Below are 24,530 nucleotides of genomic sequence, written 5' to 3' on the forward strand. Positions count from 1 at the left end.
TACTGACGTCATGGCGTACGACGAGGTGCTGGCCGCGCGGGTCCACGACGCACTGCTCGGCGAGGCGGGCGTGACCGAGCAGAAGATGTTCGGCGGGCTGGGGTTCATGGTCGACGGGCACATGGCGGTCGCCGCCGGCAGCGGGGGCGAGCTGATGGTGCGAGCCGACCCGGCGGACGCCGAGGGTTGGATCGACGGCGAGGCGGTGCGCCCGATGGAGATGCGCGGGCGCGCGATGACCGGCTGGCTGCTCATGTCGCAGGGCGCAGTCACCGACGACGCCGACCTCGAGACGTGGGTCGGCCGCGGCGTCAGCTTCGTGCGGACCCTTCCGCCCGAGTGACGCGTTCCCACCACACCCAGTCGAGCCCGAGGTCGGGGCGGTGCTCGCGGCGTACCTCCCGCCACTCCTCCAGCGGGAAGACCGGGTAGCGGGCGTCCCCGGCCGGTGACAGGTCGACCTCGGTGAGGACCTGGTGGGTGGCCACCGGGAGCGCCAGCTCGTAGACCTGCGCGCCCCCGACGACGAAGACCTCGCCGAGCGGGGCGGCCAGCGCCAGGGCCTCGTCGAGCGAGTGGACGACGTGCACGCCGTCGAAGCCCGGCTGCCAGGTCCCGGACCGGGTCATCACGATCGTGGTGCGACCCGGCAGCGGGCGACCGATGGAGTCCCAGGTCGCCCGCCCCATGATCATCACGCCGCCCATCGTGACGGCCTTGAAGTGGGCGAAGTCCTCACTGATGTGCCACGGGATCGTGCCGGCGTCGCCGATCACCCGCCCGTCGGCGTACGCCGCGACCAGCGTGACCCGACCGCCCGGCGTGGTCTCAGACGGCAACGGGGGCCTTGATGCCCGGGTGGGGGTCGTAGCCCTCGAGCCCGATGTCCTCGAGGTCGAAGCCGTCGATCTCGGTGATCGACTCGTTGAGCACGAGGCGCGGCAGCGGCCGCGGGTCACGGGTGAGCTGGAGGCGCGCCTGGTCGACGTGGTTGGAGTAGAGGTGGGCGTCGCCGATGGTGTGCACGAAGTCGCCGACCTCGAGGCCGGTGACCTGCGCGACCATGTGGGTGAGGAGGGCGTACGACGCGATGTTGAACGGGACGCCGAGGAACACGTCGCCCGAGCGCTGGTAGAGCTGGCACGACAGCCGGCCGCCCGCGACGTAGAACTGGATCAGCGTGTGGCAGGGCGGCAGCGCCATGTCGCCGATGTCGGCGACGTTCCACGCCGAGACGATGTGGCGGCGGCTGTCCGGGAAGGTCTTGATCTGCTCGACGACCTGTGCGATCTGGTCGACGTGCCGACCGTCGGGCGTGGGCCACGAGCGCCACTGGTAGCCGTAGACGGGGCCGAGGTCGCCGTTGTCGTCGGCCCACTCGTCCCAGATGGAGATGCCGCGGTCGTTGAGCCACTTGATGTTGGTGTCACCGCGCAGGAACCACAGCAGCTCACCGAAGACCGAGCGGGTGTGGATCTTCTTCGTGGTCACCAGCGGGAAGCCCTCGGAGAGGTCGAAGCGCATCTGGTGGCCGAAGACGCTGTAGGTCCCGGTGCCGGTCCGGTCCGACTTCTCCGCCCCGTCGTCGAGCAGCCGCTGGAGGAGGTCGAGGTAGGCCCGCATGGCGACAGGCTAGTCGCCGAGGTGGGCGGTGCCCACGATGCGGGAGACGGTGTCGCCACCGACCAGCACGGTGTCGCCGTGCCGGCTCACGTGCACCCGTCCGGCCCGCCCCACGACGGTGCCCTGCGCCGCGACGTACGCCGACGGGAGCACGTCCCCCGCCAGCCACTGGCCGATCCCGGCGTTGAGCGAGCCGGTGACCGGGTCCTCCGGGACGCCGAGCCCCGGGCAGAACGCCCGCACCTCGCACGCCGTCGCACCGTCGCGACGTGGGCCGACGACGCCGACCTTGAGGGAGCCGAACTCGTGCCACGCCGGTTCGAGGGCGAGCACGCGGTCGGCGGACGACAGGGCCACCGCGACCCAGCCGGGGCCGTTGTCGACCCACGCGCTGTCGACGACGTCCTCGCGCGTGATGCCCAGGGCGCGGACGATCCGCTCGAGGTCGTCCTCGGCCACGGCGCCGGTGCGGACGAGCGGCGGAGCCTCGAAGGCGAGACGTTCTCCGCGGCGGACGGTCACCAGACCCGCCCGGCACTCCTGGACCACGACCTCGGCGTGAGCGGGCACGCCGCCGGCTTCCAGCCACGCGTGCGCCGTGCCGAGGGTGGGGTGACCGGCGAAGGGAAGCTCGGCGACCGGGGTGAAGATCCGCACGCGGTAGTCGGCCGCCGGGTCGCTCGGACCCAGGAGGAAGGTCGTCTCGCTCAGGTTGGTCCACCGGGCGAACGTGCGCATCTGGTCGTCGGTGAGGTCGTCGGCGTCGTGCACGACCGCCACCGGGTTGCCCCGCCCCGGCTCGTTGGAGAAGACGTCGACCTGGCGGAACGGGTGCATGCGCCCACGCTAGCCAGCCGGCTCAGCGCAGGCGGGCGTCGGTGGTGGGTGCGGTGACCGTGCGCATCACCGGGCACGCCGGCTCGTCGCACACGACGAAGACGCGGCGTGCGCTCTCCGAGAGTCGGACGAAGACTCCCGCGTCGGGCCCGGAGACCGACAGCTCCATCAGGTGCACCACCGCGCCGTCGCGCCCCTCGGCCACGCCGACGCGCCGCGAGAACGTCCCGCGTCTGTCGTACGGCGCTGCGACGTCCGGCTCGGAGAAGCTCGGCGCCTCCTCGTCGAAGTCGGACACGTCGCCGTCGGCGTCGACCTTCAGCAGCCGGTCGTCGGCGTCCTCGATCACCACCCCGTCGTCGACGGCCGCGAACCGGCCGGCGCCGGGCAGCGCGACCACGACCTCCGCGAGGTGCAGCTCGCCGTCGGCGTACCACGGGACGGGGACCGGGTTGGCCTCCTCCCGGACCTCCGGCGGGGCCGGCAGCAGCGAGACGACCACCGCCAGCGCCGCGACCGCGGCGACCCCGGCCAGCGACCAGGCGGTCAGTCGCCGGCGGCGCGGTCGGTCGAGCTCCTCGGCGACGAGGTCGCGCACGTGCGCCTCGACGTCGGTGGTCTGCTCGAGGCGCGCCCAGCTGCGGCGACAGCGCGCGAGCGCCCGGTCGACCGCGGCCTCGGCGGCCGCTCCCCCACCCTGCTCCTCGACCAGCGCGGAGCGACGGGCGGCGACGAAGTCGTCGTACGTGTCCATCCGCACCTCCACGTCGTGTTCGCGACCGACGCCCGAGCGGATGGTCCTGGCGGTCTCAGGCGTGGAGCGACATCGGGCCGTAGACCTGGCGGTCGTGCTCGAACAGCGTGACACCGTCGACCCCTGCCTCGGCCAGCTCGGCCCAGATCTCCCCGACCCACGACTCGGCGTCGGCCTGCGACAGGAAGCGTTGGCCCTCGAAGCCCGCCGCGGCGACCTCCGCGCCGGAGGCGTCCTCGAGGCGCCACCACCAGGGTCGCTCCGTGGCCGAGGGCTGCCGGAACGTCGCGGGCTGCTCGGGCAGCATCAGGACTCCTTGACCGAGGTGTCGACGAAGGGCGGCTTGACCAGCTGGAAGATCTCCCGGCGACCGCGGACGTCCACGCCGACCTCGGCCTCGGCGTTGACCATGACGGGCACCAGCGCCATCCCGATGCCCTTCCTCAACGTCGGCGAGAAGGTGCCCGACGTGATGTCGCACAGCGGCACGTCCTGGGTCAGCGTCACGCTCATGCCGGGGCGCGGGATGCCCCGGCCGGTGGCGACCAGGCCGCGCAGGCGGCGCTTGGGACCCTCCTCCTTGACCGCGACGATCGCGTCGCGCCCCCAGAAGGCGTCCTTCTTCCAGCCGACGGCCCAGCTGAGGCCGGCCTCGACCGGGTTGGTGTCGATGGTGATGTCCTGGCCGTGGAGCGGGTAGCCCATCTCGGTACGCAGCGTGTCACGCGAGCCGAGCCCGCACGCGAGCATCCCGTGCTCCTCACCGGCGGCCAGCAGGGCGTCCCAGATCGCGCCGGCCGAGTCGTTGGCGACGATCAGCTCGTAGCCGCGCTCTCCGGTGTAGCCGGTGCGGCAGACGACGACGCCGACCTCCGGACCGAGCACGTCGGGCACGCGGGCCTCGACGAAGGACATGTAGTCGTGACCGGTCGGCAGGCCGACGGCCTCGAGCACCTCGTCGGACCTCGGTCCCTGCACGGCGAGCACGGCGTAGTCGTCGTGGTGGCTGCGGACGGTGACGCCCTCGGGGGCCTCGGCCTGCAGGCGGCGTACGACCTCGGCGGTGTTGGCCGCGTTGGGGACGAGGAGCACGTGCTCGTCGTCCTGGTAGTAGGCGATCAGGTCGTCGACGATGCCGCCGGTCGCGGCATCGCAGCACAGGGTGTACTGCGCCTTGCCGGGCTGGATCTTGGCCAGGTCGTTGGAGAGCGTGGCGTTCACGTAGGCGGCGGCGCCCGGTCCGCTGACCATCGCCTTGCCGAGGTGGCTGACGTCGAAGATGCCGACGGCCTCGCGGACCGCGGTGTGCTCCTTGACCACGCCGGCGGGATATTCGAGGGGCATGGACCAGCCACCGAACTCGGCGAACTTCGCGCCGAGGGCGACGTGGCGGTCGTGCAGCGGGGACTGCTTCAGGGTCGCGTCAGCCATGTCGCGCAACCTACCGCAGCGCTCCGGGCTCAGGACCCTGCCCGGGCCTGACCTACAGTGCCCGGGTGACCACGACGTACACCCTGCGCAACGCGAGCCCCGCCAAGACCCGCGCCGAGGCCGTCGTGGTCGGCGTCCTGGCCACCGACCAGGGGCCCGTCGTGTGCGATGCGGGGGCCGACGTCGCGGCGGCCTGGGGCCGCAAGTGGCGCCCGCTGCTCGCCTCCCTCGGCGTCAAGGGCACGGCCGGCGAGTCGGTGCGGATCCCGGCCGGCGACGCGATCAACGCCCAGCTGCTCGTCCTCGTCGGGCTGGGCAAGCAGGCCGACCACACCTCCGTACGCCGCGCGGCCGGCGTCGCCGCCCGCAGCGTGCCCAACGCCGCGTCGGTGGCCGTGGCGCTGCCCGCCGAGACGCCGGAGCTCGTCGACGCCGTGACCCAGGGCCACCTGCTGGGCGGCTACACCTACACCGCCCACAAGTCGGGCGGCGGCGGCAAGGACGACGCCCCCGGCGACGTGATCGTGCTGAGCCCGATCGCCCGCAAGGCGGAGGCGGTCACCGCCTTCGAAGAGGCACAGGTGCTCGCCGAGGCAGTGACGCTGACCCGCGACTGGGTCAACGAGCCTCCCGGCCACCTCACCCCCGAGACCTTCGCGGCCGCGGTCGGGACGGCCCACGCCGCGATCACCAAGGGCCGCGGAGCGCCGAAGATCGGGCTGGAGGTGTGGGACCACGCGACCCTCGAGGAGCGCGGGCTCGGCGGCACGCTCGCCGTCGGCAACGGCTCCGCCGCGACCCCGCGGCTGGCCAAGCTGACCTGGTCGCCGAAGGGCGCCACCACCCACCTCGCGCTCGTCGGCAAGGGCATCACGTTCGACTCCGGCGGGCTCACCATCAAGCCGGCGTCCTCCATGGTCGGCATGAAGGGCGACATGGGCGGCGCGGCCTGCGTCGTCGCCGCGACGCTCGCCATCGCGCGGCTCGGCCTGCCGGTCAGGGTGACGACCTTCGCACCGATGGCCGAGAACATGGTCTCGGGCTCGTCCTTCCGTCCCGGCGACGTCGTCACGATGTACGGCGGCACCACCGTCGAGATCGCCAACACCGACGCTGAGGGCCGCATGCTTCTCGGCGACGCGCTCGTGCTCGCGACCGAGGAGGAGCCCGACGTGATCGTCGACGTCGCGACCCTCACCGGCCACCTGCAGCTCGCGCTCGGCGACAAGGTCGGCGCCGTGATCGGCAGCCAGGACGTCGTCGACTCGGTGCTCGCCGCCGGGGAGCGCGCCGGCGAGCAGCACTGGCAGATGCCGATCCCCGAGGAGATGTCGGAGCGGATCAAGGCCTCCAAGGTCGCCGACCTGCTCCAGCACGACTGGGTCCGCTGGGGCGGCGGCCTGATGGCGGCCGCCTTCCTGCGCGAGTTCACCGCCGGCCTGCCGTGGGCGCACCTCGACATCGCCGGCAAGGAGATCAACAGCGGCGGCCCCTACGGCCACGTCCCCTCGGGCGGCACCGGCTTCGGCGTCACCACGATCGTCGAGTACGCCCGCTCGCTCGCCGGCTGAGTCGCCCCGCGGCGCGGGGGCGGCTGTTGAGGCAGCTGGCCCCGTTTCGGTTTCCCCGGCTAAGCGGGGAAACTCGAACTTCGCGGGGCGTGCAAACCCGAGAAGTTCACAACTCCCGACAGAGCCGGGGAAACTGGAACGCCCCGACCGAGTCCTAGAGACCGCCGGCCTTCTTGCGCCGGTTGTAGTCGCGCATCCGCTGCGGGATGCCGACCACGGCAGCGTCGTACGACGGGACCTGGTGCTTGTTGGCGAAGTCGTGGGCCCACTTCACGCTCGGCACGCGGCGTCGCGTCCACTCCCCGTCGTGGGCGACGAGCAGCAGCGTCACGTCGCTGACCGCCGTGCGCGGCTCGACGAACCCCTCCACCCCGCGGCGGCTCGTGACAAACTCCGTGAGGTGCGTCAGGTCGTGGCCGTCGGCCGCGCGCACCGTGGTCGAGCCGGTGCGCAGGCCGTCGCGTGCCGGTCGGCGCACGCGCCCTGATCGGCGAAATCGGTCGAGGAGTCCCATGCCGACATTGTGCCCGGCACCCTGATGGGACGCCGGAAGGCCGGGTGTGGACACGCTCACGAGAAGTGCAAGGATGGGCGAGTGACCGACGGCGACTTCGACGTACTCATCCTCGGCGCCGGGTCCGGCGGCTACGCCTGCGCCCTCCGCGCGGCCCAGCTCGGACTCACCGTGGGCCTCGTCGAGAAGGGCAACCTCGGCGGCACCTGCCTCCACGTGGGCTGCATCCCGACCAAGGCGCTCCTGCACGCGGCCGAGGTCGCCGACGCGGCCCGGGACGCTTCGAAGTTCGGGGTCTCGGCGACGCTCGAGGGCATCGACATGGCGGGCGTCAACGCCTACAAGGACGGCGTCGTGTCGCGGCTCTTCAAGGGCCTCACCGGTCTGGTCAAGTCCCGCGGGATCACGGTCATCGAGGGCGAGGGCCGGCTGACCGGTCCGCGCACGGTGACGGTGGGCGGTGCGACGTACACCGGGAAGAGCGTGGTCCTGGCGTCGGGCTCCTACTCCAGGTCGCTGCCGGGCCTCGAGCTCGACGGCGAGCGCGTCATCTCCTCGGAGCACGCGCTCCGCCTCGACCGCGTGCCGTCGTCGGTGATCGTGCTCGGGGGCGGCGTCATCGGCTGCGAGTTCGCCAGCGTCTGGGCCAGCTTCGGCGCCCAGGTCACGATCCTCGAGGCGCTCCCCCGCCTCGTCGCCGCCGAGGACGAGGCGTCGTCCAAGGCGCTGGAGCGGGCCTTCCGCAAGCGCAAGATCGACTTCCGCACCGCCACGCCGTTCCAGAGCGTGAAGACCACCGACACCGGCGTCGCCGTGACCGTCGAGGGCGGCGACATCATCGAGGCCGAGCTGCTGCTCGTCGCGGTCGGTCGCGGCCCCTTGACCGACGGGCTCGGCTACGAGGAGCAGGGCGTCGCGATGGAGCGCGGCTTCGTGCTCGCCGACGAACGCTGCCGCACCAACGTCGAGGGCGTCTTCGCCGTCGGCGACATCGTCCCCGGGCTCCAGCTGGCCCACCGCGGCTTCCAGCAGGGCATCTTCGTCGCCGAGGAGATCGCCGGGCTCGACCCGAAGCCGATCGACGAGGCCGGCATCCCCCGCGTCACCTACTCCCACCCCGAGATCGCGTCGGTCGGCCTCGACGAGGCGAAGGCGCGGGAGGCGTACGGCGACCGGGTCACCACCGTGACGTACGACCTCGGCGGCAACGGCAAGAGCCAGATCCTGCAGACCTCCGGGTTCGTCAAGCTCGTCGGGCTCGAGGACGGCCCGGTGCTCGGTGTCCACATGGTCGGCGACCGCGTCGGCGAACTGATCGGCGAGGCCCAGCTGATCTACAGCTGGGAGGCCCACGCCGACGACGTCGCGCCTCTCGTGCACGCCCACCCGACCCAGAACGAAGCCCTCGGCGAGGCGCACCTCGCGCTCGCCGGCAAGGCGCTGCACGCCCACTCCTGACCGCTCCACCGACCACCCACCACGCAATCGAAGGAATGCCCATGGCCTCCGAAGTCACCCTCCCCGCCCTCGGCGAATCCGTCACCGAAGGCACCGTCACCCGCTGGCTCAAGCAGGTCGGCGACACCGTGGCGGTGGACGAGCCGCTGCTCGAGGTCTCGACCGACAAGGTCGACACCGAGATCCCCTCGCCGGTCGCCGGCACGCTGCTGGAGATCCGGGCCAACGAGGACGACACCGTCGAGGTCGGCGCCGTGCTGGCGGTCGTGGGCGACGAGGGCGAGGGTGGCGGCGACGCCGGCCAGGCCGACACGGCCGAGCCCGAGGCACAGCCCGCCAACGAGCAGGAGGCCGAGAAGAAGGCCGAGCAGGAGGAGCAGATCGCCGAGGAGACCGGCGACCTGCCGCCCGGCGACGAGACCCCGGAGGCCGAGAAGGAGGACGCGCCCGCCGAGCAGGCGCCCGCCGCGTCCTCGTCCGACAGCAGCGGCGACAGCGGTGGCAGTGGTGGTGGCGGCGGTGGTGACGCCACGTCCGTCACGCTGCCGGCCTTGGGCGAGTCGGTGACCGAGGGCACGGTCACTCGCTGGCTCAAGCAGGTCGGCGACGACGTCGCGGTCGACGAGCCGCTGCTCGAGGTCTCGACCGACAAGGTCGACACCGAGATCCCCTCGCCGGTCGCCGGCACGCTCCTCGAGATCAAGGTCCAGGAGGACGAGACCGTCGAGGTCGGCGCCGAGCTGGCCACGATCGGATCGGGCGACGCCGCCCCGTCCCAGTCGGACGCCCCCGCCGAGGAGGCCCCCGCCGAGGAGACCCCGGCTCCGGCCCCCGCGCCGGCTCCCGCCCCTGCACCGGCCCCCGCGCCGGCTCCCGCCCCTGCACCGTCCCCTGCACCCGCGCCGGCCCCCGCGCCTGCACCGGCTCCGGCTCCGGCGGCCGAGTCCGCCCCGGCGGCGTCGCGCAGCGACGACCAGAGCGCGTACGTCACCCCGCTGGTGCGCAAGATGGCGACCCAGCACGGGGTCGACCTGGCCAGCGTCTCGGGCACCGGCGTCGGCGGTCGCATCCGCAAGCAGGACATCCTCGACGCCGCTGCCGCCAAGGCCGCTCCCGCCCCTGCTGCACCGGCGGCCGCCGCGGCTCCGGCGGGCGGCGTACAGGCTCCTGCCGCTTCCGGCGCGTCCTCGCCGTCGCCGCTGCGCGGCACGACCGAGAAGGTCACCCGCCTGCGCAAGATCATCGCCGAGCGGATGGTCGACTCGCTGCAGACCTCGGCGCAGCTCACGCAGGTGATGGAGGTCGACGTGACCACGATCGCGCGGCTGCGCGAGAGCGTGAAGGCCGACTTCCTGGCCCGTGAGGGCGTGAAGCTGACCTACCTGCCGTTCTTCGCGAAGGCGGCGATCGACACGCTCAAGGAGCACCCCAAGCTCAACGCCGCGATCGACACCGACGAGGGCACGGTGACCTACTACGACCGCGAGAACATCGCGTTCGCGGTGGACACCGAGAAGGGCCTGCTCACGCCGGTGGTCAAGGACGCCGGCGACCTGTCGATCGCCGGGATCGCGAAGAAGATCGCGGACGTCGCCGAGCGCACCCGCACCAACAAGATCGGCCCCGACGAGCTGTCGGGCGGCACGTTCACGATCACCAACCTCGGCAGCTTCGGGGCCCTGTTCGACACCCCGATCATCAACAAGCCGCAGGTCGCGATCCTCGGCCCGGGTGCGGTCGTGAAGCGTCCCGTCGTGATCGACGACCCCAACCTGGGCGAGACGATCGCGGTGCGCCACATGGTCTACCTCTCGCTGACCTACGACCACCGCCTGGTCGACGGCGCCGACGCCGGTCGGTTCCTGGCCGCGGTCAAGGCGCGCCTCGAGAGCGGGGCCTTCGAGGTCTGATCCTCCGGCTCCCGTGGGCTGCTCCACCATGGGATGTCTCTCAACCGGCACGTGCCACGGTGGACCACCGTGGCACGTGCCGGTTCGTCTGCATCCGGTGGTGGATCGTCACGACGGGGCGGTGCGAAAACCGGGCGCGCGATGTCGGTGCCGACGCGTAGCGTCGTGACGTGTGACGGGGATGCAGATCGAGACCGAGGCCGAGCGCGCGATGCCCTCCGTGCCGCCGCCCGACCGGGTGCCGGTGGACTGGCATCGCGTACGCCGCCCGCTCACGCTCGTCTGCTTCTCGATGTCGCTCTTGGGCGCGATCGCCGCCTCCCTCGGGACGATGTTCGCCGGCCGGCTGGCCGACGAGCCGACGTCCACGCTCGTCGTCCTGCTCGCGGTGTGCGTGGTCGGCGGCGCCGTCGTCGACACGGTGGCCAAGACGATCTGGGCGACGATCTGCGACCGTGCCGAGGGACAGCTCCGTGCCGACCTGCTCGACGCGGCGATGGCGCAGCCGCTCGCCGAGCTCTCGGAGCAGGCCGTCGGCGAGGTGCTCGACCGCATCGACGACGACACGTGGGAGGTCGGCCAGCTGATGCGCTGGGGCGTGTGGCAGGCCGCGCGCACGTTCCTCGCGTCCGGACCGCTGTGGGTCGTGGCCAGCCTGACGTGGTGGCCGGCCGCGTTCCTGTTCCCGGTCACCGCCGTCGTCGCGTTCGCCTCCGTGCGCCGCCTGCTGCCGCAGGTCGCCACCACCAAGGTGGTCGAGGAGGCGGCCTGGACCGACCACGCCGCCTCCACCGAGGAGGGCGTCGCGGCCCGCGACGACCTGCGCACGTCGCTGGGCCAGGCCCACGTCCTGCGGCGCAACGCCCACCTGGCCGCCGTCGTCCACCGCACCCTCGACGCGGTGCTCCGGATCGAGACGCGCATCACCCGGCGCAGCGGCGGCCTGCTGCACGGCGCCCTGGCCGCGGTCGGCGTCGTCGGGATCGCCCTCGTGCTGTCGGGCGACCTCTCGACGGCGCGGCTGGTGACCCTCTTCCTCGTGACCACGATGTTCGTCGGCGGTGTCGACATGCTGGCCCGCCACCTGCCCGACCTGCAGGAGGGCTTCGGCGCAGTGCTCCGGCTGCGCGGCATGCTCGCCTCCCCCGCCGAGCCGACCGGCGGCCTGCCGCTCCCGGAGGGGCCGCTGGACGTGGAGTTCCGCGACCTCGCGTTCAGCTACGGCAGCGGCACGTTCGCGCTGCGCGACGTCGACCTGCACGTCCCGGCCGGCCACACGTGCGCGCTGGTCGGACGCACCGGCTCCGGCAAGTCGACGCTCGCGTCCTTGCTCTCGCGCGCGGTCGAGCCGCCGCGGGGGACGGTGCTGCTCGGCGGCACCGACGTCCTCGACCTCGACCTGCAACAGCTCCGGGCGGCGGTCGGCGTGGTCACCCAGCGCACCGAGGTGCTCGCGGGCTCGCTCGCCGACAACATCACCCTCTTCGACCGGGTGCCGCGGGCGAGGGTCGAGGCCGCCGTCGCCGAGCTCGGGCTGACCGACTGGGTGGCCGGCCTGCCCGCCGGGCTCGACACCGTCCTGGGCCCGGGCGGCACCAGCCTGTCGGCCGGCGAGGAGCAGCTCGTCGCCTTTGCGCGGCTGCTGGTGCGCGACGTCAGGGTCGTCGTCCTCGACGAGGCGACGGCCCGGATGGACCCGGTCACCGAGGCTCGCGTCGTCCGCGCTGCCGACCGGCTGATCTCGGGCCGCACCGGCATCCTCGTCGCCCACCGGCTCTCGACCACCGAGCGGGCCGAGCGGGTGGCCGTGCTCGAGTCCGGCCGAGTCGTCCAGCAGGGCGCCCGGGCGCGGCTCGCCCGCGACCCCGGACCGTTCCGCACGCTGCTCGAGGCGTCCGCGCACGAGGCGGTGGTGGAGGAGCACCACCACGACGAGTCGTCGATCGGGACCGTCCGCCGCAGCACCACCCCGCCCCCGTCACCGGCCCTCGACCCGACCCCCAGCCTGACGCGCCAGGTGCTGCACGCCGTGAGCATCCAGCCGCACTGGGGCCTGGTCGGCGCAGCACTCTTCCTCGTCGCCTCACTGACCGGCGCCTTCGGCGCGATCACCGGGTGGATCTGGGGACACGTCGTCACCGACCTCCAGGCCGGCGAGCGGCCGACCCTGCTCACCGGCGCCCTCGTGCTGTCGTTGCTCGTCAGCCCGCTGCTGCTCTCGCAGGCGTTCCGCACCTATCCCCACTGGTGGGTGGAGGTGCGGCTGCGGGTCCGCGCCTCGGTGCTCCACGGCCAGACCTCCCAGCACCGGCTGGAGCGCACGCCCCCCGGCGAGGTCGTGGCGCGCACGATGGACGCCGACCGGCTCGCCCGCTACGTCGACCGCTGGGTCGACTTCGTCAACGGCCTGGTCGTCGCGGGCGTCACCGCCCTGATCGCCGGCACCTGGCTGGCCGGGGCCGTGCTGATGGCCGTCATGATCGCGTCCGCCCTGGCCTCGACGGCCGGTCGACGGGTCGCGGGCCGCTCGGCCGCGGCGGCGTCGACGTCGCGGGCGCGCTTCGGGCAGTCCCTGGTCTCGGCGCTGGAGTCGGTCCGCACGGTGAAGCTGGCCGCCGCCACCCCGCAGGTGCACGCCCACCTGCGCGAGGTCGACGGCGGGCGCGTCGACGCGGCCGTGCGCGAGCACCGCGTCCAGGCCCTCCTCGACGGGGTCCCGGTCGTGATGGTCCAGTTCGGCGTCGTGGCCGCCTGGGCCGGGCTGCTCACCGGTGAGTGGGGGCTGGCCACGGCCCTCCTGGTCGCCAACGCCGTCAGCGGGTTCGACTGGTTCGGCCGGGTGGCCGGCTCCGTCGTGACCGAGGCGCCCGGGGTGCGCGCCTGGATGAACGCCACCAGCCGGCTCGCCGGCGGGGGCGACCTGATGGACCTCCCGCCCGGGGTCGACCTGGTCCGGGGCACCGGTCCCCCACCGCGACCCGCTGGACGTCCTCGCTCTCGGCAACCTCTCGGCGGTCCACGACGACGGCACGCTCGGCGTGCAGGGCGTCGACCTGTCGGTCTCCGCCGGCGAGCTCGTGCTCCTCCTCGGCCAGGTCGGGTCGGGCAAGTCGAGCCTGCTGGGCGCGTTGGCCGGGCTGGTCAGCACCACCGGTGAGATCCGCTGGAACGACCGCGTCGTCGAGGACCCCGAGCTCGAGCTGCGCCCCGGTCGGGTCGCGCACGTCGCCCAGGTGCCCCGCGTGCTCTCGGGCACCTTCAGCGGCAACGTCGGGCTCGACCATCCCGGCCGCGAGGTGCTGCCCGCGCTCGAGACCGCGCGGATGGGCCGCGACGTCACCGAGGCCGGCGGACCGGACGCGCTCGTCGGGCACCGCGGCGTACGCCTCTCCGGTGGTCAGGTGCAGCGGCTCGCGCTGGCCCGGGCCGTCGCGTGCGACGCCGACCTGCTCCTCGCCGACGACGTCAGCTCCGCGCTCGACGCCACCACCGAGATCGAGCTGTGGTCGGCGCTGCGCTCGGGCGGTCGGACGGTCATCGGCGCGACCAGCAAGGCGGCCGCCCTGGCGCAGGCCGACCGGGTCGTCGTGCTCGACGCCGGCCGGGTCGTCGACTCGGGTCCGTGGGTCGAGCTGTCCGACCGGTGGGGTCACCTCGCGGGCTGACCAGCGCTTGTCGCGTCTGGTTGGCTGGCTCCATGCGCCTCGTCATCGCCGGAGCATCCGGGTTCCTCGGCACCCACCTGACCGAGCACCTGCGCGTCGGCGGCCACGAGGTCACCCACCTCGTGCGTCGCACCCCGCAGTCCGGCACCGAGTCCCAGTGGGACCCCTACGCCGGCACGATCGACGCCGCGGTGATCGACCGGGCCGACGTGGTGGTCAACCTGGCGGGCGTCAACGTCGCCGGCAACCCCCACTCCGCGAAGCGCGCCCGGACCGTCCTCGAGAGCCGGACCAGCACCACCGGGCTGCTGGCGCGCACCATCGCGGCCGCCGAGCGGCCCCCGGCGTTCCTCGCGGGCAACGGGATCAGCTGGTACGGCGACCACGGCACGCAGGAGCTCACCGAGGAGTCCGACAGCCGCGGCGACGCCTTCCTGACGGAGGTCGCCCGCGCCTGGCAGGCGGCGGCCGCGCCGGCCGTCGAGGCCGGTGCCCGCGTGTGCATCCTGCGCACCGCGCCCGTCCTGGACCGCGGCTCGTCGCCCCTCAAGGACCTCAAGCGGCTCTTCTCGCTCGGCCTCGGCGCCCGCCTCGGGAGCGGGTCGCAGTTCTTCCCGATCATCTCGCTGCGCGACTGGGTCGGCGCCACGTCCTACCTCGCCGAGTCGCGCGACGTCTCCGGCGAGTTCAACCTCTGCTGCCCGCAGACCCCGACCAACGCCGAGTTCACCGCGGCCCTCGCCGACGCCGTGCACCGCCCGGCGTTCCTGATGGCGCCGTCGCCGGTGCTCAAGGTCGCGGCCGGGCGGATGGCGCCCGAGCTCCTCGGCTCGGTCAACGCGCGGCCGGCGGCGCTCGAGCGCGCGGGCTACGACTTCCAGGACGTCGACGTGCGCGAGGTGCTGGCCGCGGCGCTCGCCTGATCGCGCGTCCGGACCACGAGCCAGGCCCCGTCGACCCGCCGCAGGGTCACCGTCCGCGTCGAGGACCGGTCCTGCGGCAGCGCGGCGTCGACGGCGGCGCCGGTCACGACTCCCCCGCGCACACGGTCGGTGACCCGCAGGATGAGCCGCTCCGGCTCCTCGGCGAGCACCTCCAGCGCGAGCACCTGGGTGGTGAGCCCCTCGACGCGCAGTCCGCGATCGACGTACGCCGCGAGCATCCGTGCGTCGGAACGGCCGGTCGCCGAGCCGGCGACGTAGAGGTCGCGCAGCGCCTCGACGTCGCCGTCGGCCCACGCCGCGGCACGTCGCTCGTCCCAGGCCGCGAGCACCGAGCGCGGGGCGGCGCCGGCCGCCGGCGATGAGTCTCCGGCGCGGGTCTCGTCCGTGCCCGAGCGCCACGCCACAAGGACGACCACGGCGGTGGCCAGCACGGCGCAGAGCGTCAGTCCGAGCAGGAAGGGAAGCAGTCGTCGCGGGTCCACCGGTCCACCGTGCCCCAGATCGGGCCGTGGCGTCGGGCGTCATCCACAGGCGTAGGCTCGCCGCATGCGCGACCACGACCTGGACTTCCGTCTCGCCGGCACCGGGACGGAGGCGGTCGACTACCTCGCGGCGTGGGACCTCCAGCGCGACGTGCACGCGGACGTCGTCGCCGGGACCCGCGGTGACACGGTGCTCCTGCTCGAGCACCCGCCGGTCTTCACCGCCGGCAAGCGCACCGACCCCCACGAACGACCGCTCGACCCCGGCGGCGCGGCCGTCATCGACGTCGACCGCGGCGGCAAGATCACCTTCCACGGTCCCGGCCAGCTGGTCGGCTACCCGATCGTCACGCTGCCCGACCACGTCAAGGTCGTCGACTACGTCCGCCGTGTCGAGGAGGCGCTGATCGCGGTCTGCGCCGACTTCGGCGTCACCACCGCCCGTGTCCCGGGACGCAGCGGGGTGTGGCTGCGGGCCGACGAGCGCGGCCCCGAGCGCAAGATCGCCGCCCTCGGCATCCGCGTGAGCCGCGGCGTGACCATGCACGGCTTCGCCCTCAACTGCGACGTCGACCTCGGGTGGTACGACCGGTTCGTCCCCTGCGGCATCGCCGACGCCGGCGTCACCTCGCTGAGCGTCGAGCTCGGTCGCGACGTCACCGTCGCCGACGTCCTGCCGTCCGTCGAGCGGCACCTGGCGACGTACCTCACGTGGGACGACTACGCCGCGACGCCCGACTACGAGGCCCGTCCCGAGCCCGGCCACGGCCCCCGCATCGAGCTCGTCACGCCCGCCCGCTGAGGCCCGGCGCACCTCACACCCAGTCGAGTTGGGTGCTCCTTACCCCCGGCGTAGAGTGGCGAACTGTGACTGCTCCCGATGGCCGCAAGCTCCTCCGACTCGAGATCCGCAACTCCGAGACGCCGATCGAGCGCAAGCCGGAGTGGATCAAGACCAAGGCGAAGATGGGCCCGGAATACACCGCGCTCCAGAGCCTGGTGAAGTCCGAGGGCCTGCACACGGTGTGCCAGTCGGCCGGTTGCCCCAACATCTTCGAGTGCTGGGAGGACAAGGAGGCCACCTTCCTCATCGGTGGCGACCAGTGCACCCGCCGCTGCGACTTCTGCCAGATCGACACCGGCAAGCCACAGCCCCTCGACCGTGACGAGCCCCGCCGCGTCGCCGAGTCCGTGCAGACCATGGGCCTGAAGTACGCCACGATCACCGGCGTCGCCCGCGACGACCTGCCCGACGGTGGTGCCTGGCTGTACGCCGAGACGGTCCGTGCGATCCACGAGCTCAACCCGGGCACCGGCGTGGAGAACCTGATCCCCGACTTCAACGGCCAGCCCGACCTGCTGCGCGAGGTCTTCGAGTCGCGGCCCGAGGTGCTCGCCCACAACGTCGAGACGGTGCCGCGGATCTTCAAGCGCATCCGCCCGGCCTTCCGCTACGAGCGCTCGCTCGACGTCATCACCCAGGCCCGCGACTTCGGCCTCGTGACCAAGTCCAACCTGATCCTGGGCATGGGCGAGACCCGCGAGGAGATCAGCCAAGCGCTGCGCGACCTGCACGGCGCCGGCTGCGAGCTGATCACGATCACGCAGTACCTCCGCCCCTCCCTGCGCCACCACCCGGTCGAGCGCTGGGTGAAGCCGGAGGAGTTCGTCGAGCTCAAGGACGAGGCCGACCAGATCGGGTTCTCCGGCGCGCTGTCCGGCCCGCTGGTCCGTTCGTCCTACCGGGCCGGGCGGCTGTACCGTCAGGCCATCGAATCCCGGGCCGCGGCCGACAACGTCACCGCGACCGCCTGACCCGTCTCGCACCACCGAAGCAAAGGCAGCGCATGTCGACCCCCGCCACCCCGCCGGCCAGCCGGAGCCAGCAGCTCATCCAGACCTACCGGATGGCGAAGACGACCGATCGCCGGATCGGCCTGATCACCCTCGGTGCCTTCGTGCTCGGCGCCGCGCTCGGCTTCGCGGTCATCTACCTCCTGCCGGGCGACGGACTGCTCTCGCTGATCCTCTCGATCGTCGGCGCGATCCTCTTCGGTGCGCTCGCCGCCATCATCATCTTCGGCCGGCGCGCCCAGGCCGCGGCCTTCTCCCAGATGGACGGCAAGCCCGGCGCCGCCGCCTCCGCGCTCCAGATGCTGCGCCGCGGCTGGAAGACCGACCCGGTGGTCGGCTTCACCAAGCAGCAGGACATCGTGCACCGCGTCGTCGGCCCGCCCGGCATCGTGCTGGTGGGCGAGGGCAACCACAACCGCCTCAAGGGCCTGCTGGCCACCGAGCGCCGCAAGCACGAGCGCGTGCTCCCCGAGACGCCGATCCACGAGGTCATCTGCGGCAACGGCGAGGGCGAGGTGCCGCTGGCCAAGCTGGTCCGTCACGTCACCAAGCTCGGCCGGAGCGTGAAGCCCGCCGAGATCACCGACGTCCTGGCCCGCCTGAAGGCCATCGACGCGCAGCGCGGCACCATCCCGATGCCCAAGGGCCCGATGCCGACGAGCATGAAGGGCATGCGCGGCCAGCAGCGCGGCCGCTGACCCTCGCCTCCTGTCGTACGGCGGTGCGTGAGCCACCTTCCCCGCGCTCGGAACGTGGGTGACTCACCGACGCCCGGCGTGCCGGCACGACTCGCCCCACCGGGCGGTGCGTGAGCCACACACTCGGCGCCGGAATGCAGGTGACTCACCGCCAGCGGTGGTGAGCGAGGTCAGGCGGGCGTCGCGGCCTTGAGGTCGGCCAGCCGCACGGTCATCGACCGCGCGGCGACGTCGTGGAGGCCGCGCCCGTCGGACCAGAAGATCAGCGGCGGGATCACCAGCGCGACCAGGATGCTGCGCACCAGGGCGGGGATCAGCTCGAGCGGGCGCATGGTCTCGTCGTGGCGGACCACCCGCAGCCGGGTGACGAGCTTGCCGAACGACCCGCCGAGCAGTGCGGTGAACACCGCCGACTCCACGACGTAGACCCCGGTCGTGTAGAAGCCGGCATACGGGTCGTCGCTCCAGCCGCCCGGCCCGATCACCAGCATCACGATCAGCGTGCAGGCGATCCAGTCGACGACCAGGGCGCCGACGCGGTGCGCCCAGGAGGCAGTGTCGACCATGTCACCCATCCTAGGAGAGCGGCTCGGCCCGGGGCGGTACGGCGACGTCGACGTCCTCGCCCCACTCGGTGAACCCGACCAGCGCGGACTGCTCGAGCTGGTCCGGCACCTCGTAGGCCAGCCGGACGGGAAGCGAGTCGTCGTCGACGTACAGGTCCATGGTGACGGTGTCGGGCAGGTCCATCGTGCGGTACATCGAGCGGTCGTCGAGCAGGTCGAACCACTCGCTGCTGTCGACGGAGAGGCGGTAGTGCTCGGTGTCCTGGCCGTCGATCTCCTCCGTCCCCTCGTCGCTCACCTCGGACACGGCGTCGCCGAGCGCGGCCAGGTCCCCGGGGACGTCGATGGCCAGCAGGGTGGGCACCGGTCCGGCGTCGAAGTCGCTGTCGGGGTCGGCGAGGCGCGGGTCGTCGACCTCGAGGAAGGTCCACTGGCGCCCGACGATCTCGCCGCCGAGGTAGACCCGCGAGCCGATGCGGCGTACGTCGAGCTGCTGGGCCGGGTCTCCCCCGGTCAGCGCGCGGAAGGTGGGGTCGTCGCCCCAGCGGGTGTCGACGGTGATGTCGTCGGGCGACTGCTTGGTGCCGAGGACGAGACGGACCGAGTCCTGGTCCGCGACGGCCTCGGTCATCGCCGCCACGACGTCGGCTCCGTTGGCACCGTCGCTGCTGCCGGCGTCGGCGTCCGGGTCGTCTCCTCCGGCGCACGCGGCGAGCGGGAGGACGATCGCGGCCAGCGCTGCTGCGGTCAGCAGGCGCCGAGGGCGGGTGGTTCCAGGCATGGCGGGAACGCTATCCCGGGTGTGGGCGGGCATACCCAATCCCCGGCGGAACTGTTAACACGGGCGTAATACACGGGCACGTCGTCGAAACGCCGGGCTCCTAGCGTGAGCTCACACGATCCACGGCGACCCGAGATCGCCGGCACGAGGAGCACGAACATGACTGCGAACATGGTCCGTCTGGCTGCCATCAAGGACGTCCAGGCCTACGAGCCCCCGGCGGCCTTCTTCGACGTCGCCGAGGAGACCGGCTCGGTCTTCGGCGAGAACGTCTTCAGCCTGTCGGCGATGAAGAAGCGTCTGCCCAAGTCGGTGTTCAAGTCGGTCGCGGCGACCATCGAGAAGGGCGACGCCCTCGACCCGGCCGTGGCCGACGTGGTCGCCTCCGCGATGAAGGACTGGGCGATGGAGAAGGGCGTGACGCACTACGCCCACGTGTTCTACCCGCTCACCGGCCTCACGGCCGAGAAGCACGACTCCTTCATGGAGCCGGTCGGCGACGGTACGGCGATCTGGGAGTTCCAGGGCAAGACCCTGATCCAGGGCGAGCCCGACGCGTCGTCCTTCCCCAACGGCGGCATCCGCGCCACGTTCGAGGCGCGCGGCTACACCGGCTGGGACGTGCAGTCCCCCGCCTACATCCTCGAGAACCCCAACGGCAACACCCTGTGCATCCCGACGATCTTCGTCTCGATGACCGGTGAGGCGCTCGACCACAAGACCCCCCTGCTGCGCTCGCAGAAGGCGATGGCCGACCAGGCCGCCCGCGTCCTCGACCTCTTCGGCCACCAGGACATCGACAACGTCGTGTCCTACTGCGGCCCCGAGCAGGAGTACTTCCTGGTCGACTCCTCCTTCGTCAACCTGCGCCCCGACCTGCTCAACGCGGGCCGCACGGTCTTCGGCGCCAAGCCGCCCAAGGGCCAGGAGTTCGACGACCACTACTTCGGCGCGATCCCCGACCGGGTGCTGGCCTTCATGCACGACACGGAGCGCGCCCTCTTCAAGCTCGGCATCCCGGCCAAGACCCGGCACAACGAGGTGGCGCCCGGCCAGTTCGAGATCGCCCCGGTCTTCGAGCGGGCCAACCTGGCCTCCGACCACCAGCAGCTGCTGATGTCGACGTTCCGCAGCGTCGCCAGGCAGCACGGCATGGAGTGCCTCTTCCACGAGAAGCCGTTCGCCGGCGTCAACGGCTCGGGCAAGCACGTCAACTTCTCCTTCGGCAACAACAACCAGGGCAACTTCCTCAACCCGGGCGACAACCCGCACGACAACGCCCAGTTCCTCGTCTTCTGCGCCGCGATCATCCGGGCCGTGCATCTGCACGGCGGCCTGCTGCGCCTGTCGGTCGCCTCGGCCGGCAACGACCACCGCCTCGGCGCCAACGAGGCGCCGCCGGCGATCATCTCGATCTTCCTCGGCGACCAGCTGGCCGACGTGTTCGACCAGATCGCCAAGGGCGGCGCGACGTCGTCGAAGCAGAAGGGCATCCTCAACGTCGGCGTGGACACGCTCCCCGACCTGACCAAGGACGCGGGCGATCGCAACCGCACCTCGCCCTTCGCCTTCACCGGCAACCGTTTCGAGTTCCGGGCGGCCGGGTCCAACCAGACCGTGGCGGCGCCGATGGTCGTGATCAACACCATCATGGCCGAGGCGCTCGACTTCTGCGCCAGCCAGATCGAGGCGGCCGTCGCGACCGGCACCGACTTCAACGCCGCCGTGCAGGCGCTGCTCGCCAAGATCGTCGAGGACCACGGCGCGGTGATCTTCAACGGCAACGGCTACTCCGAGGAGTGGCACGCTGAGGCGGAGGTCCGCGGCCTGAAGAACCTGCGCACGACGGTCGACTCGCTGCCGGAGTACCTCACGCCTGCGTCGCGCGAGCTGTTCTCGACGTACGGCGTGTTCAACGAGGCCGAGCTCGAGTCGCGCTTCGAGGTGGGGGTCGAGCAGTACGTCATGACGCTGGTCGTCGAGGCCAACCTGACCGCCGAGATCGCGCAGACCACGGTGCTCCCGGCCGCGGTCCGCTTCCAGACCGAGCTGGCCGAGAACGTCGGCGCCCTCAAGGCCGCCGGCGTCGAGGCCGACACGGCCGACCTGCTCGCCGTCTCGGCCCTGGTCGCCGACCTGCGAGCCGGTCTTGCCGGCCTCAAGGGTGCCGTCGCCGGCGCCCACGAGCTGGCGGGCATCGACGAGGCGACGTACCTGCGCGACAGCGTCATCCCCGCGATGGACGCGGTCCGGGCCGCCGTGGATGCGCTCGAGGAGGTCGTCGCCGACGACCTCTGGTCCCTGCCCACCTACCAGGAGATGCTCTACATCTTGTGATGCAGAACGGCCGCGGTGCTCGGACCGCGGCCTGTTGTAAGTTGCCCGAGGCACGAGCGCAGCGTCGCGTCACCGTGCGCCCCCACTCGATCCCAGCCGCCCGGTGGCGTGCCAAGGAGGATGCATGTTCAGCAACAGCGAAGAGCTGCTCAAGTACATCAAGGACGAAGGCGTCGAGATGGTCGACGTCCGCTTCTGCGACCTGCCCGGCGTCATGCAGCACTTCACCGTCCCGGTGTCCTCGTTCGACCAGTCCGTCTTCGACGACGGTCTCGGCTTCGACGGCTCCTCGATCCGCGGCTTCCAGGCCATCCACGAGTCCGACATGCAGCTCTTCCCGGACCCCACGACGGCCTACATCGACCCGTTCCGCGTCGCCAAGACGTTGGTCGTGAACTTCTTCATCCACGACCCGATCACCGGCGAGGCCTACTCGCGCGACCCGCGCAACATCGCCAAGAAGGCGATGGCCTACCTCGCCAGCACCGGCATCGGCGACAAGGCGTTCTTCGCCCCCGAGGCCGAGTTCTACGTCTTCGACAACGTCCGCTTCGAGACCTCCGCGAACGCGGGTTTCTACCACATCGACTCGGAGGCCGGCGCCTGGAACTCGGGGTCGGAGGACAACAACCGCGGCTACAAGGTGAAGTACAAGGGTGGCTACTTCCCGGTCGCGCCGTACGACCACTTCGGCGAGCTGCGTGACGAGATGGTCATCGAGCTCGAGCGCGCCGGGCTGCACGTCGAGCGTGCCCACCACGAGGTCGGCACGGCCGGCCAGGCCGAGATCAACTACAAGTTCGACGAGCTGCTCAAGGCCGCCGACGACGTGATGAAGTTCAAGTACATCATCAAGAACGTCGCCTGGCGCAACAACAAGACCGCGACCTTCATGCCCAAGCCGATCTTCGGCGACAACGGTTCCGGCATGCACGTGCACCAGTCGATCTGGGGCTCCGACGGCCCGCTGTTCTACGACGAGACCGGCTACGGCGGCCTCTCGGACATGGCCCGCCACTACATCGGCGGCATCCTCAAGCACGCACCGTCGCTGCTCGCGTTCACCAACCCGACGGTGAACTCCTACCACCGCCTGGTGCCGGGCTTCGAGGCGCCGATCTCGCTCGTCTACTCCCAGCGCAACCGCTCGGCCTGCGTGCGCATCCCGATCACGGGCGCCAACCCGAAGGCCAAGCGCATCGAGTTCCGCTGCCCCGACCCGTCGGCCAACCCCTACCTCGCCTTCTCGGCACTGCTCCTCGCCGGCATCGACGGGATCCAGAACAAGATCGAGCCGCCGGCTCCGATCGACAAGGACATCTACGAGCTGCCGCCGGACGAGATGGCCGACATCGACCAGGTCCCCACGTCGCTCAACGCGGTGCTGGACAACCTGGAGCGCGACCACGACTTCCTGACGGTCGGCAACGTGTTCACCCCCGACCTGATCGAGACCTGGGTCGACTACAAGCGACAGAACGAGATCCTGCCCGTGCAGCTGCGTCCGCACCCGCACGAGTTCGAGCTCTACTACGACATCTAGGACCGACGGGTCTCTGACCTGCTGAAACGCCCCGAATCGGCCTCTGACCTGCGGAAACGTGTTCCGGTCAGTTCTGGTTGGTTCGGGGCGTTTCGGGATCCAATGCTGGATCCATGCTGGATTTTCGCGAGCGCAGCGACACCACCCTCGCTCGCCGTATCCTTGGGGCATGGCTTCGGAGCGTGAGCGGCTGGACCAGATCGCGGCCGCGGTGCTGGCCAGGATCGACGCGCGGCGCCAGCCGGACCGCTTAGTGGATCCACGAGCGGCCCGCATCGACGCGCTGCTGGGTGACCCCTCCGAGATCACGCCTGAGGAGCTCATCCTCCGGACGTGGGTCGATGGCACTGATCGAGACGCGCTCGTCGCCCGGCTCTCCGAGATTGTCTACACCGACGATGAGCACGCCCCCTACCCGGCCGACGGCGCCCGGCGCGGCACCTGGTGGCAGGTGCGATCGGCGATGATGTCGGGCTACCTCACGCAGGACGAACTCGACCAGATCGCCGCGTTACGCACCCGTGCAAGCTCCTGACCTGCGGGAAGAAAGATTCTTTTCAGCGGGAGGCAAGATTCTTTCTACCTAGCCCGCCTCGCGGATGGACGAGGCCGGGAAGGTGTCGATGCGGTTCACGCAAGCGCTACTCCGCCACGTCACCTGGCCGGTCCATGACCCGTCGCTCAGCTGCTTCCACTGGCGCAGCTCGCCGGTAAACCAGACCTCGTCAACCAGCACTTCGACGTCTGGGCGCTCGTCGGGTCGAAAGGTGACGATCTCAGACATTCGGTCAGGGTAGACGCAGGCGCTTGCCCTCGATCGGCGGCTTCAGCGGCCCGATGCCGAGGTCGTCACGAGCCACCTGGGTAAGCATTGAGTAGACCTCACGAGCGGTGTGCGCAACCTGGCGCGCGACACCCCGGTCGGCGGCGTCCACGGCGTTCTCCATCAGCAGGATCTGTGAGCTGAACTCGATCATCCGGCTGTACATGGCGTCGCTACCGAGGAGGGCCACGCGGGACTCGCGCCCGAAGAAGTGGGTGTGCAGCTGTCGGAGCTCCTTGGCGATCTCGGTGCGCCTGGTGTCATCGAGCCGTACAGAGTGCCCGAGCTCTCCGGCAAGATTGCATGCCGCCCTACCGAAGCCGAGCAGCTCCAGGTAGAGCTCGCGTCGTTCGTCAAACCAGCGGTCCTGCACCTCGATGGTGCGTTGACCGGCTCGATCTTGGCGAGCAGCTCGCTGACCCAGCACTTGCGTCAGCACGGAGCCGGCCAAGGTCCCGGCCGCGCCGACGGCTCCACCGATCACACCGATCCAAGCTGCGTCCACGCTCGGACCCTACCCACTCACAGGCGTCTCCGAGGGGCGATCTTCTACCTTCCGACGCCGTCTGGATCACCGACGCTAAGGCCACTTAGAGCAACAACGCACAAGGGGCCCCGGGACTGCTGAAGGTCTAGTTGTCACTCGTGGTGAGTGGTTTCAGGCCGCGTCAGCGGCCGTGTAGATGGTCTCAAACTCGATCGGGGTGAGCTTGCCGAGGGCTCGCTGACGACGTCGACG

General features: G+C 71.5%; 25 protein-coding genes. 13 read left to right on the forward strand and 12 right to left on the reverse strand.

What is annotated here, in order from left to right; genetic code table 11:
• The first annotated feature begins 10 nt into the window (after positions 1-10).
• Positions 11-343 carry a TfoX/Sxy family protein gene (locus C7S10_RS20850; RefSeq protein ID WP_108346667.1) on the forward strand — a complete coding sequence of 111 codons (333 nt, stop codon included), beginning with the start codon at positions 11-13 and terminating at the stop codon, positions 341-343.
• Here the strand turns inward: C7S10_RS20850 and C7S10_RS20855 are convergent.
• From C7S10_RS20855 to gcvT, 6 genes are read right to left on the reverse strand one after another with little or no spacing between them, the layout of a single operon-like run.
• Positions 312-839: a dihydrofolate reductase gene (locus tag C7S10_RS20855; RefSeq protein WP_108346669.1), complete on the reverse strand. Its 528-nt coding sequence runs from the start codon at positions 837-839 to the stop codon at positions 312-314. The genes C7S10_RS20850 and C7S10_RS20855 overlap by 32 nt on opposite strands.
• The gene (locus tag C7S10_RS20860; protein ID WP_108346671.1) at positions 829-1,623 is read right to left on the reverse strand and encodes a thymidylate synthase; all 795 of its coding nucleotides are present in this window, start codon (positions 1,621-1,623) and stop codon (positions 829-831) included. The genes C7S10_RS20855 and C7S10_RS20860 overlap by 11 nt, the downstream gene beginning before the upstream one ends.
• A gap of 9 nt (positions 1,624-1,632) precedes the next feature.
• Positions 1,633-2,460 carry a PhzF family phenazine biosynthesis protein gene (locus C7S10_RS20865; protein WP_108346673.1) on the reverse strand — a complete coding sequence of 276 codons (828 nt, stop codon included), beginning with the start codon at positions 2,458-2,460 and terminating at the stop codon, positions 1,633-1,635.
• 22 nt (positions 2,461-2,482) lie between these two features.
• The gene (locus C7S10_RS20870; RefSeq protein WP_133176579.1) at positions 2,483-3,214 is read right to left on the reverse strand and encodes a hypothetical protein; all 732 of its coding nucleotides are present in this window, start codon (positions 3,212-3,214) and stop codon (positions 2,483-2,485) included.
• A gap of 55 nt (positions 3,215-3,269) precedes the next feature.
• On the reverse strand, positions 3,270-3,521 hold the full coding sequence (locus C7S10_RS20875) for a hypothetical protein (protein ID WP_165807262.1): 252 nt from the start codon (positions 3,519-3,521) through the stop codon (positions 3,270-3,272).
• The gene (gene gcvT, locus C7S10_RS20880; protein ID WP_108346677.1) at positions 3,521-4,645 is read right to left on the reverse strand and encodes a glycine cleavage system aminomethyltransferase GcvT; all 1,125 of its coding nucleotides are present in this window, start codon (positions 4,643-4,645) and stop codon (positions 3,521-3,523) included. The genes C7S10_RS20875 and gcvT overlap by 1 nt, the downstream gene beginning before the upstream one ends.
• A gap of 65 nt (positions 4,646-4,710) precedes the next feature.
• On the opposite strand from gcvT, the gene C7S10_RS20885 reads away from it, so the two are divergent.
• Complete coding sequence (locus C7S10_RS20885; RefSeq protein ID WP_243395517.1) at positions 4,711-6,216, forward strand: leucyl aminopeptidase; 1,506 nt, start codon at positions 4,711-4,713, stop codon at positions 6,214-6,216.
• A 154-nt stretch (positions 6,217-6,370) separates the two neighbouring features.
• Here the strand turns inward: C7S10_RS20885 and C7S10_RS20890 are convergent, their stop codons facing one another.
• Positions 6,371-6,730, reverse strand: coding sequence for a hypothetical protein (locus C7S10_RS20890; protein WP_165807263.1), 360 nt, complete (start codon positions 6,728-6,730; stop codon positions 6,371-6,373).
• Positions 6,731-6,811: 81 nt separating this feature from the next.
• Here C7S10_RS20890 and lpdA point away from each other — a divergent pair, with 81 nt between their 5' ends.
• The 5 genes from lpdA (at position 6,812) to C7S10_RS20910 (ending at position 14,686) form a co-directional block, all read left to right on the forward strand.
• Positions 6,812-8,188, forward strand: coding sequence for a dihydrolipoyl dehydrogenase (gene lpdA, locus C7S10_RS20895; RefSeq protein WP_243395518.1), 1,377 nt, complete (start codon positions 6,812-6,814; stop codon positions 8,186-8,188).
• 41 nt (positions 8,189-8,229) lie between these two features.
• Complete coding sequence (gene sucB / locus C7S10_RS20900; protein ID WP_108346681.1) at positions 8,230-10,098, forward strand: 2-oxoglutarate dehydrogenase, E2 component, dihydrolipoamide succinyltransferase; 1,869 nt, start codon at positions 8,230-8,232, stop codon at positions 10,096-10,098.
• Between the two features lie 181 nt (positions 10,099-10,279).
• Positions 10,280-13,255, forward strand: coding sequence for an ATP-binding cassette domain-containing protein (locus C7S10_RS20905; RefSeq protein WP_243395519.1), 2,976 nt, complete (start codon positions 10,280-10,282; stop codon positions 13,253-13,255).
• The gene (locus C7S10_RS22915; protein WP_243395520.1) at positions 13,137-13,763 is read left to right on the forward strand and encodes an ATP-binding cassette domain-containing protein; all 627 of its coding nucleotides are present in this window, start codon (positions 13,137-13,139) and stop codon (positions 13,761-13,763) included. Before C7S10_RS20905 ends, C7S10_RS22915 begins: the two co-directional genes overlap by 119 nt.
• Before the next feature lie 32 nt (positions 13,764-13,795).
• Positions 13,796-14,686: a TIGR01777 family oxidoreductase gene (locus C7S10_RS20910; protein WP_108346683.1), complete on the forward strand. Its 891-nt coding sequence runs from the start codon at positions 13,796-13,798 to the stop codon at positions 14,684-14,686.
• Here the strand turns inward: C7S10_RS20910 and C7S10_RS20915 are convergent.
• Entirely contained in the window at positions 14,632-15,189 is a 558-nt protein-coding gene (locus C7S10_RS20915; RefSeq protein ID WP_108346685.1) for a hypothetical protein, read from the reverse strand. The two genes, C7S10_RS20910 and C7S10_RS20915, sit on opposite strands and share 55 nt — an antisense overlap.
• Positions 15,190-15,253: 64 nt before the next feature.
• Between C7S10_RS20915 and lipB the strand changes: the two genes are divergently transcribed.
• The 3 genes from lipB (at position 15,254) to C7S10_RS20930 (ending at position 17,741) form a co-directional block, all read left to right on the forward strand.
• Complete coding sequence (gene lipB, locus C7S10_RS20920; RefSeq protein WP_108346687.1) at positions 15,254-15,991, forward strand: lipoyl(octanoyl) transferase LipB; 738 nt, start codon at positions 15,254-15,256, stop codon at positions 15,989-15,991.
• A 65-nt stretch (positions 15,992-16,056) separates the two neighbouring features.
• A complete protein-coding gene (gene lipA / locus C7S10_RS20925) occupies positions 16,057-17,004 on the forward strand; it encodes a lipoyl synthase (protein WP_108346689.1) in 948 nt (315 codons plus the stop codon).
• A 32-nt stretch (positions 17,005-17,036) separates the two neighbouring features.
• Positions 17,037-17,741, forward strand: coding sequence for a DUF4191 domain-containing protein (locus tag C7S10_RS20930; RefSeq protein WP_108346691.1), 705 nt, complete (start codon positions 17,037-17,039; stop codon positions 17,739-17,741).
• Between the two features lie 170 nt (positions 17,742-17,911).
• Here the strand turns inward: C7S10_RS20930 and C7S10_RS20935 are convergent, their stop codons facing one another.
• Together C7S10_RS20935 and C7S10_RS20940 are read right to left on the reverse strand one after the other, a co-directional pair.
• Entirely contained in the window at positions 17,912-18,307 is a 396-nt protein-coding gene (locus C7S10_RS20935) for an RDD family protein (protein WP_243395521.1), read from the reverse strand.
• A 10-nt stretch (positions 18,308-18,317) separates the two neighbouring features.
• Entirely contained in the window at positions 18,318-19,088 is a 771-nt protein-coding gene (locus C7S10_RS20940) for an SCO4651 family lipoprotein (protein WP_108346695.1), read from the reverse strand.
• Positions 19,089-19,247: 159 nt separating this feature from the next.
• On the opposite strand from C7S10_RS20940, the gene C7S10_RS20945 reads away from it, so the two are divergent.
• The 3 genes from C7S10_RS20945 (at position 19,248) to C7S10_RS20955 (ending at position 23,503) form a co-directional block, all read left to right on the forward strand.
• The gene (locus tag C7S10_RS20945; protein ID WP_108346697.1) at positions 19,248-21,425 is read left to right on the forward strand and encodes a glutamine synthetase III family protein; all 2,178 of its coding nucleotides are present in this window, start codon (positions 19,248-19,250) and stop codon (positions 21,423-21,425) included.
• Between the two features lie 124 nt (positions 21,426-21,549).
• Positions 21,550-22,968 carry a type I glutamate--ammonia ligase gene (gene glnA / locus C7S10_RS20950; protein WP_108346699.1) on the forward strand — a complete coding sequence of 473 codons (1,419 nt, stop codon included), beginning with the start codon at positions 21,550-21,552 and terminating at the stop codon, positions 22,966-22,968.
• Between the two features lie 169 nt (positions 22,969-23,137).
• The gene (locus C7S10_RS20955; protein ID WP_108346701.1) at positions 23,138-23,503 is read left to right on the forward strand and encodes a hypothetical protein; all 366 of its coding nucleotides are present in this window, start codon (positions 23,138-23,140) and stop codon (positions 23,501-23,503) included.
• 48 nt (positions 23,504-23,551) lie between these two features.
• On the opposite strand, the gene C7S10_RS20960 is transcribed toward C7S10_RS20955, so the two are convergent.
• Together C7S10_RS20960 and C7S10_RS20965 are read right to left on the reverse strand one after the other, a co-directional pair.
• A complete protein-coding gene (locus C7S10_RS20960) occupies positions 23,552-23,752 on the reverse strand; it encodes a hypothetical protein (RefSeq protein ID WP_108346703.1) in 201 nt (66 codons plus the stop codon).
• Between the two features lie 4 nt (positions 23,753-23,756).
• A complete protein-coding gene (locus C7S10_RS20965; protein WP_133176580.1) occupies positions 23,757-24,296 on the reverse strand; it encodes a hypothetical protein in 540 nt (179 codons plus the stop codon).
• Positions 24,297-24,530: the final 234 nt, after the last annotated feature.

The organism is Nocardioides currus (assembly GCF_003057875.1).
GTDB lineage: Bacteria > Actinomycetota > Actinomycetes > Propionibacteriales > Nocardioidaceae > Nocardioides > Nocardioides currus.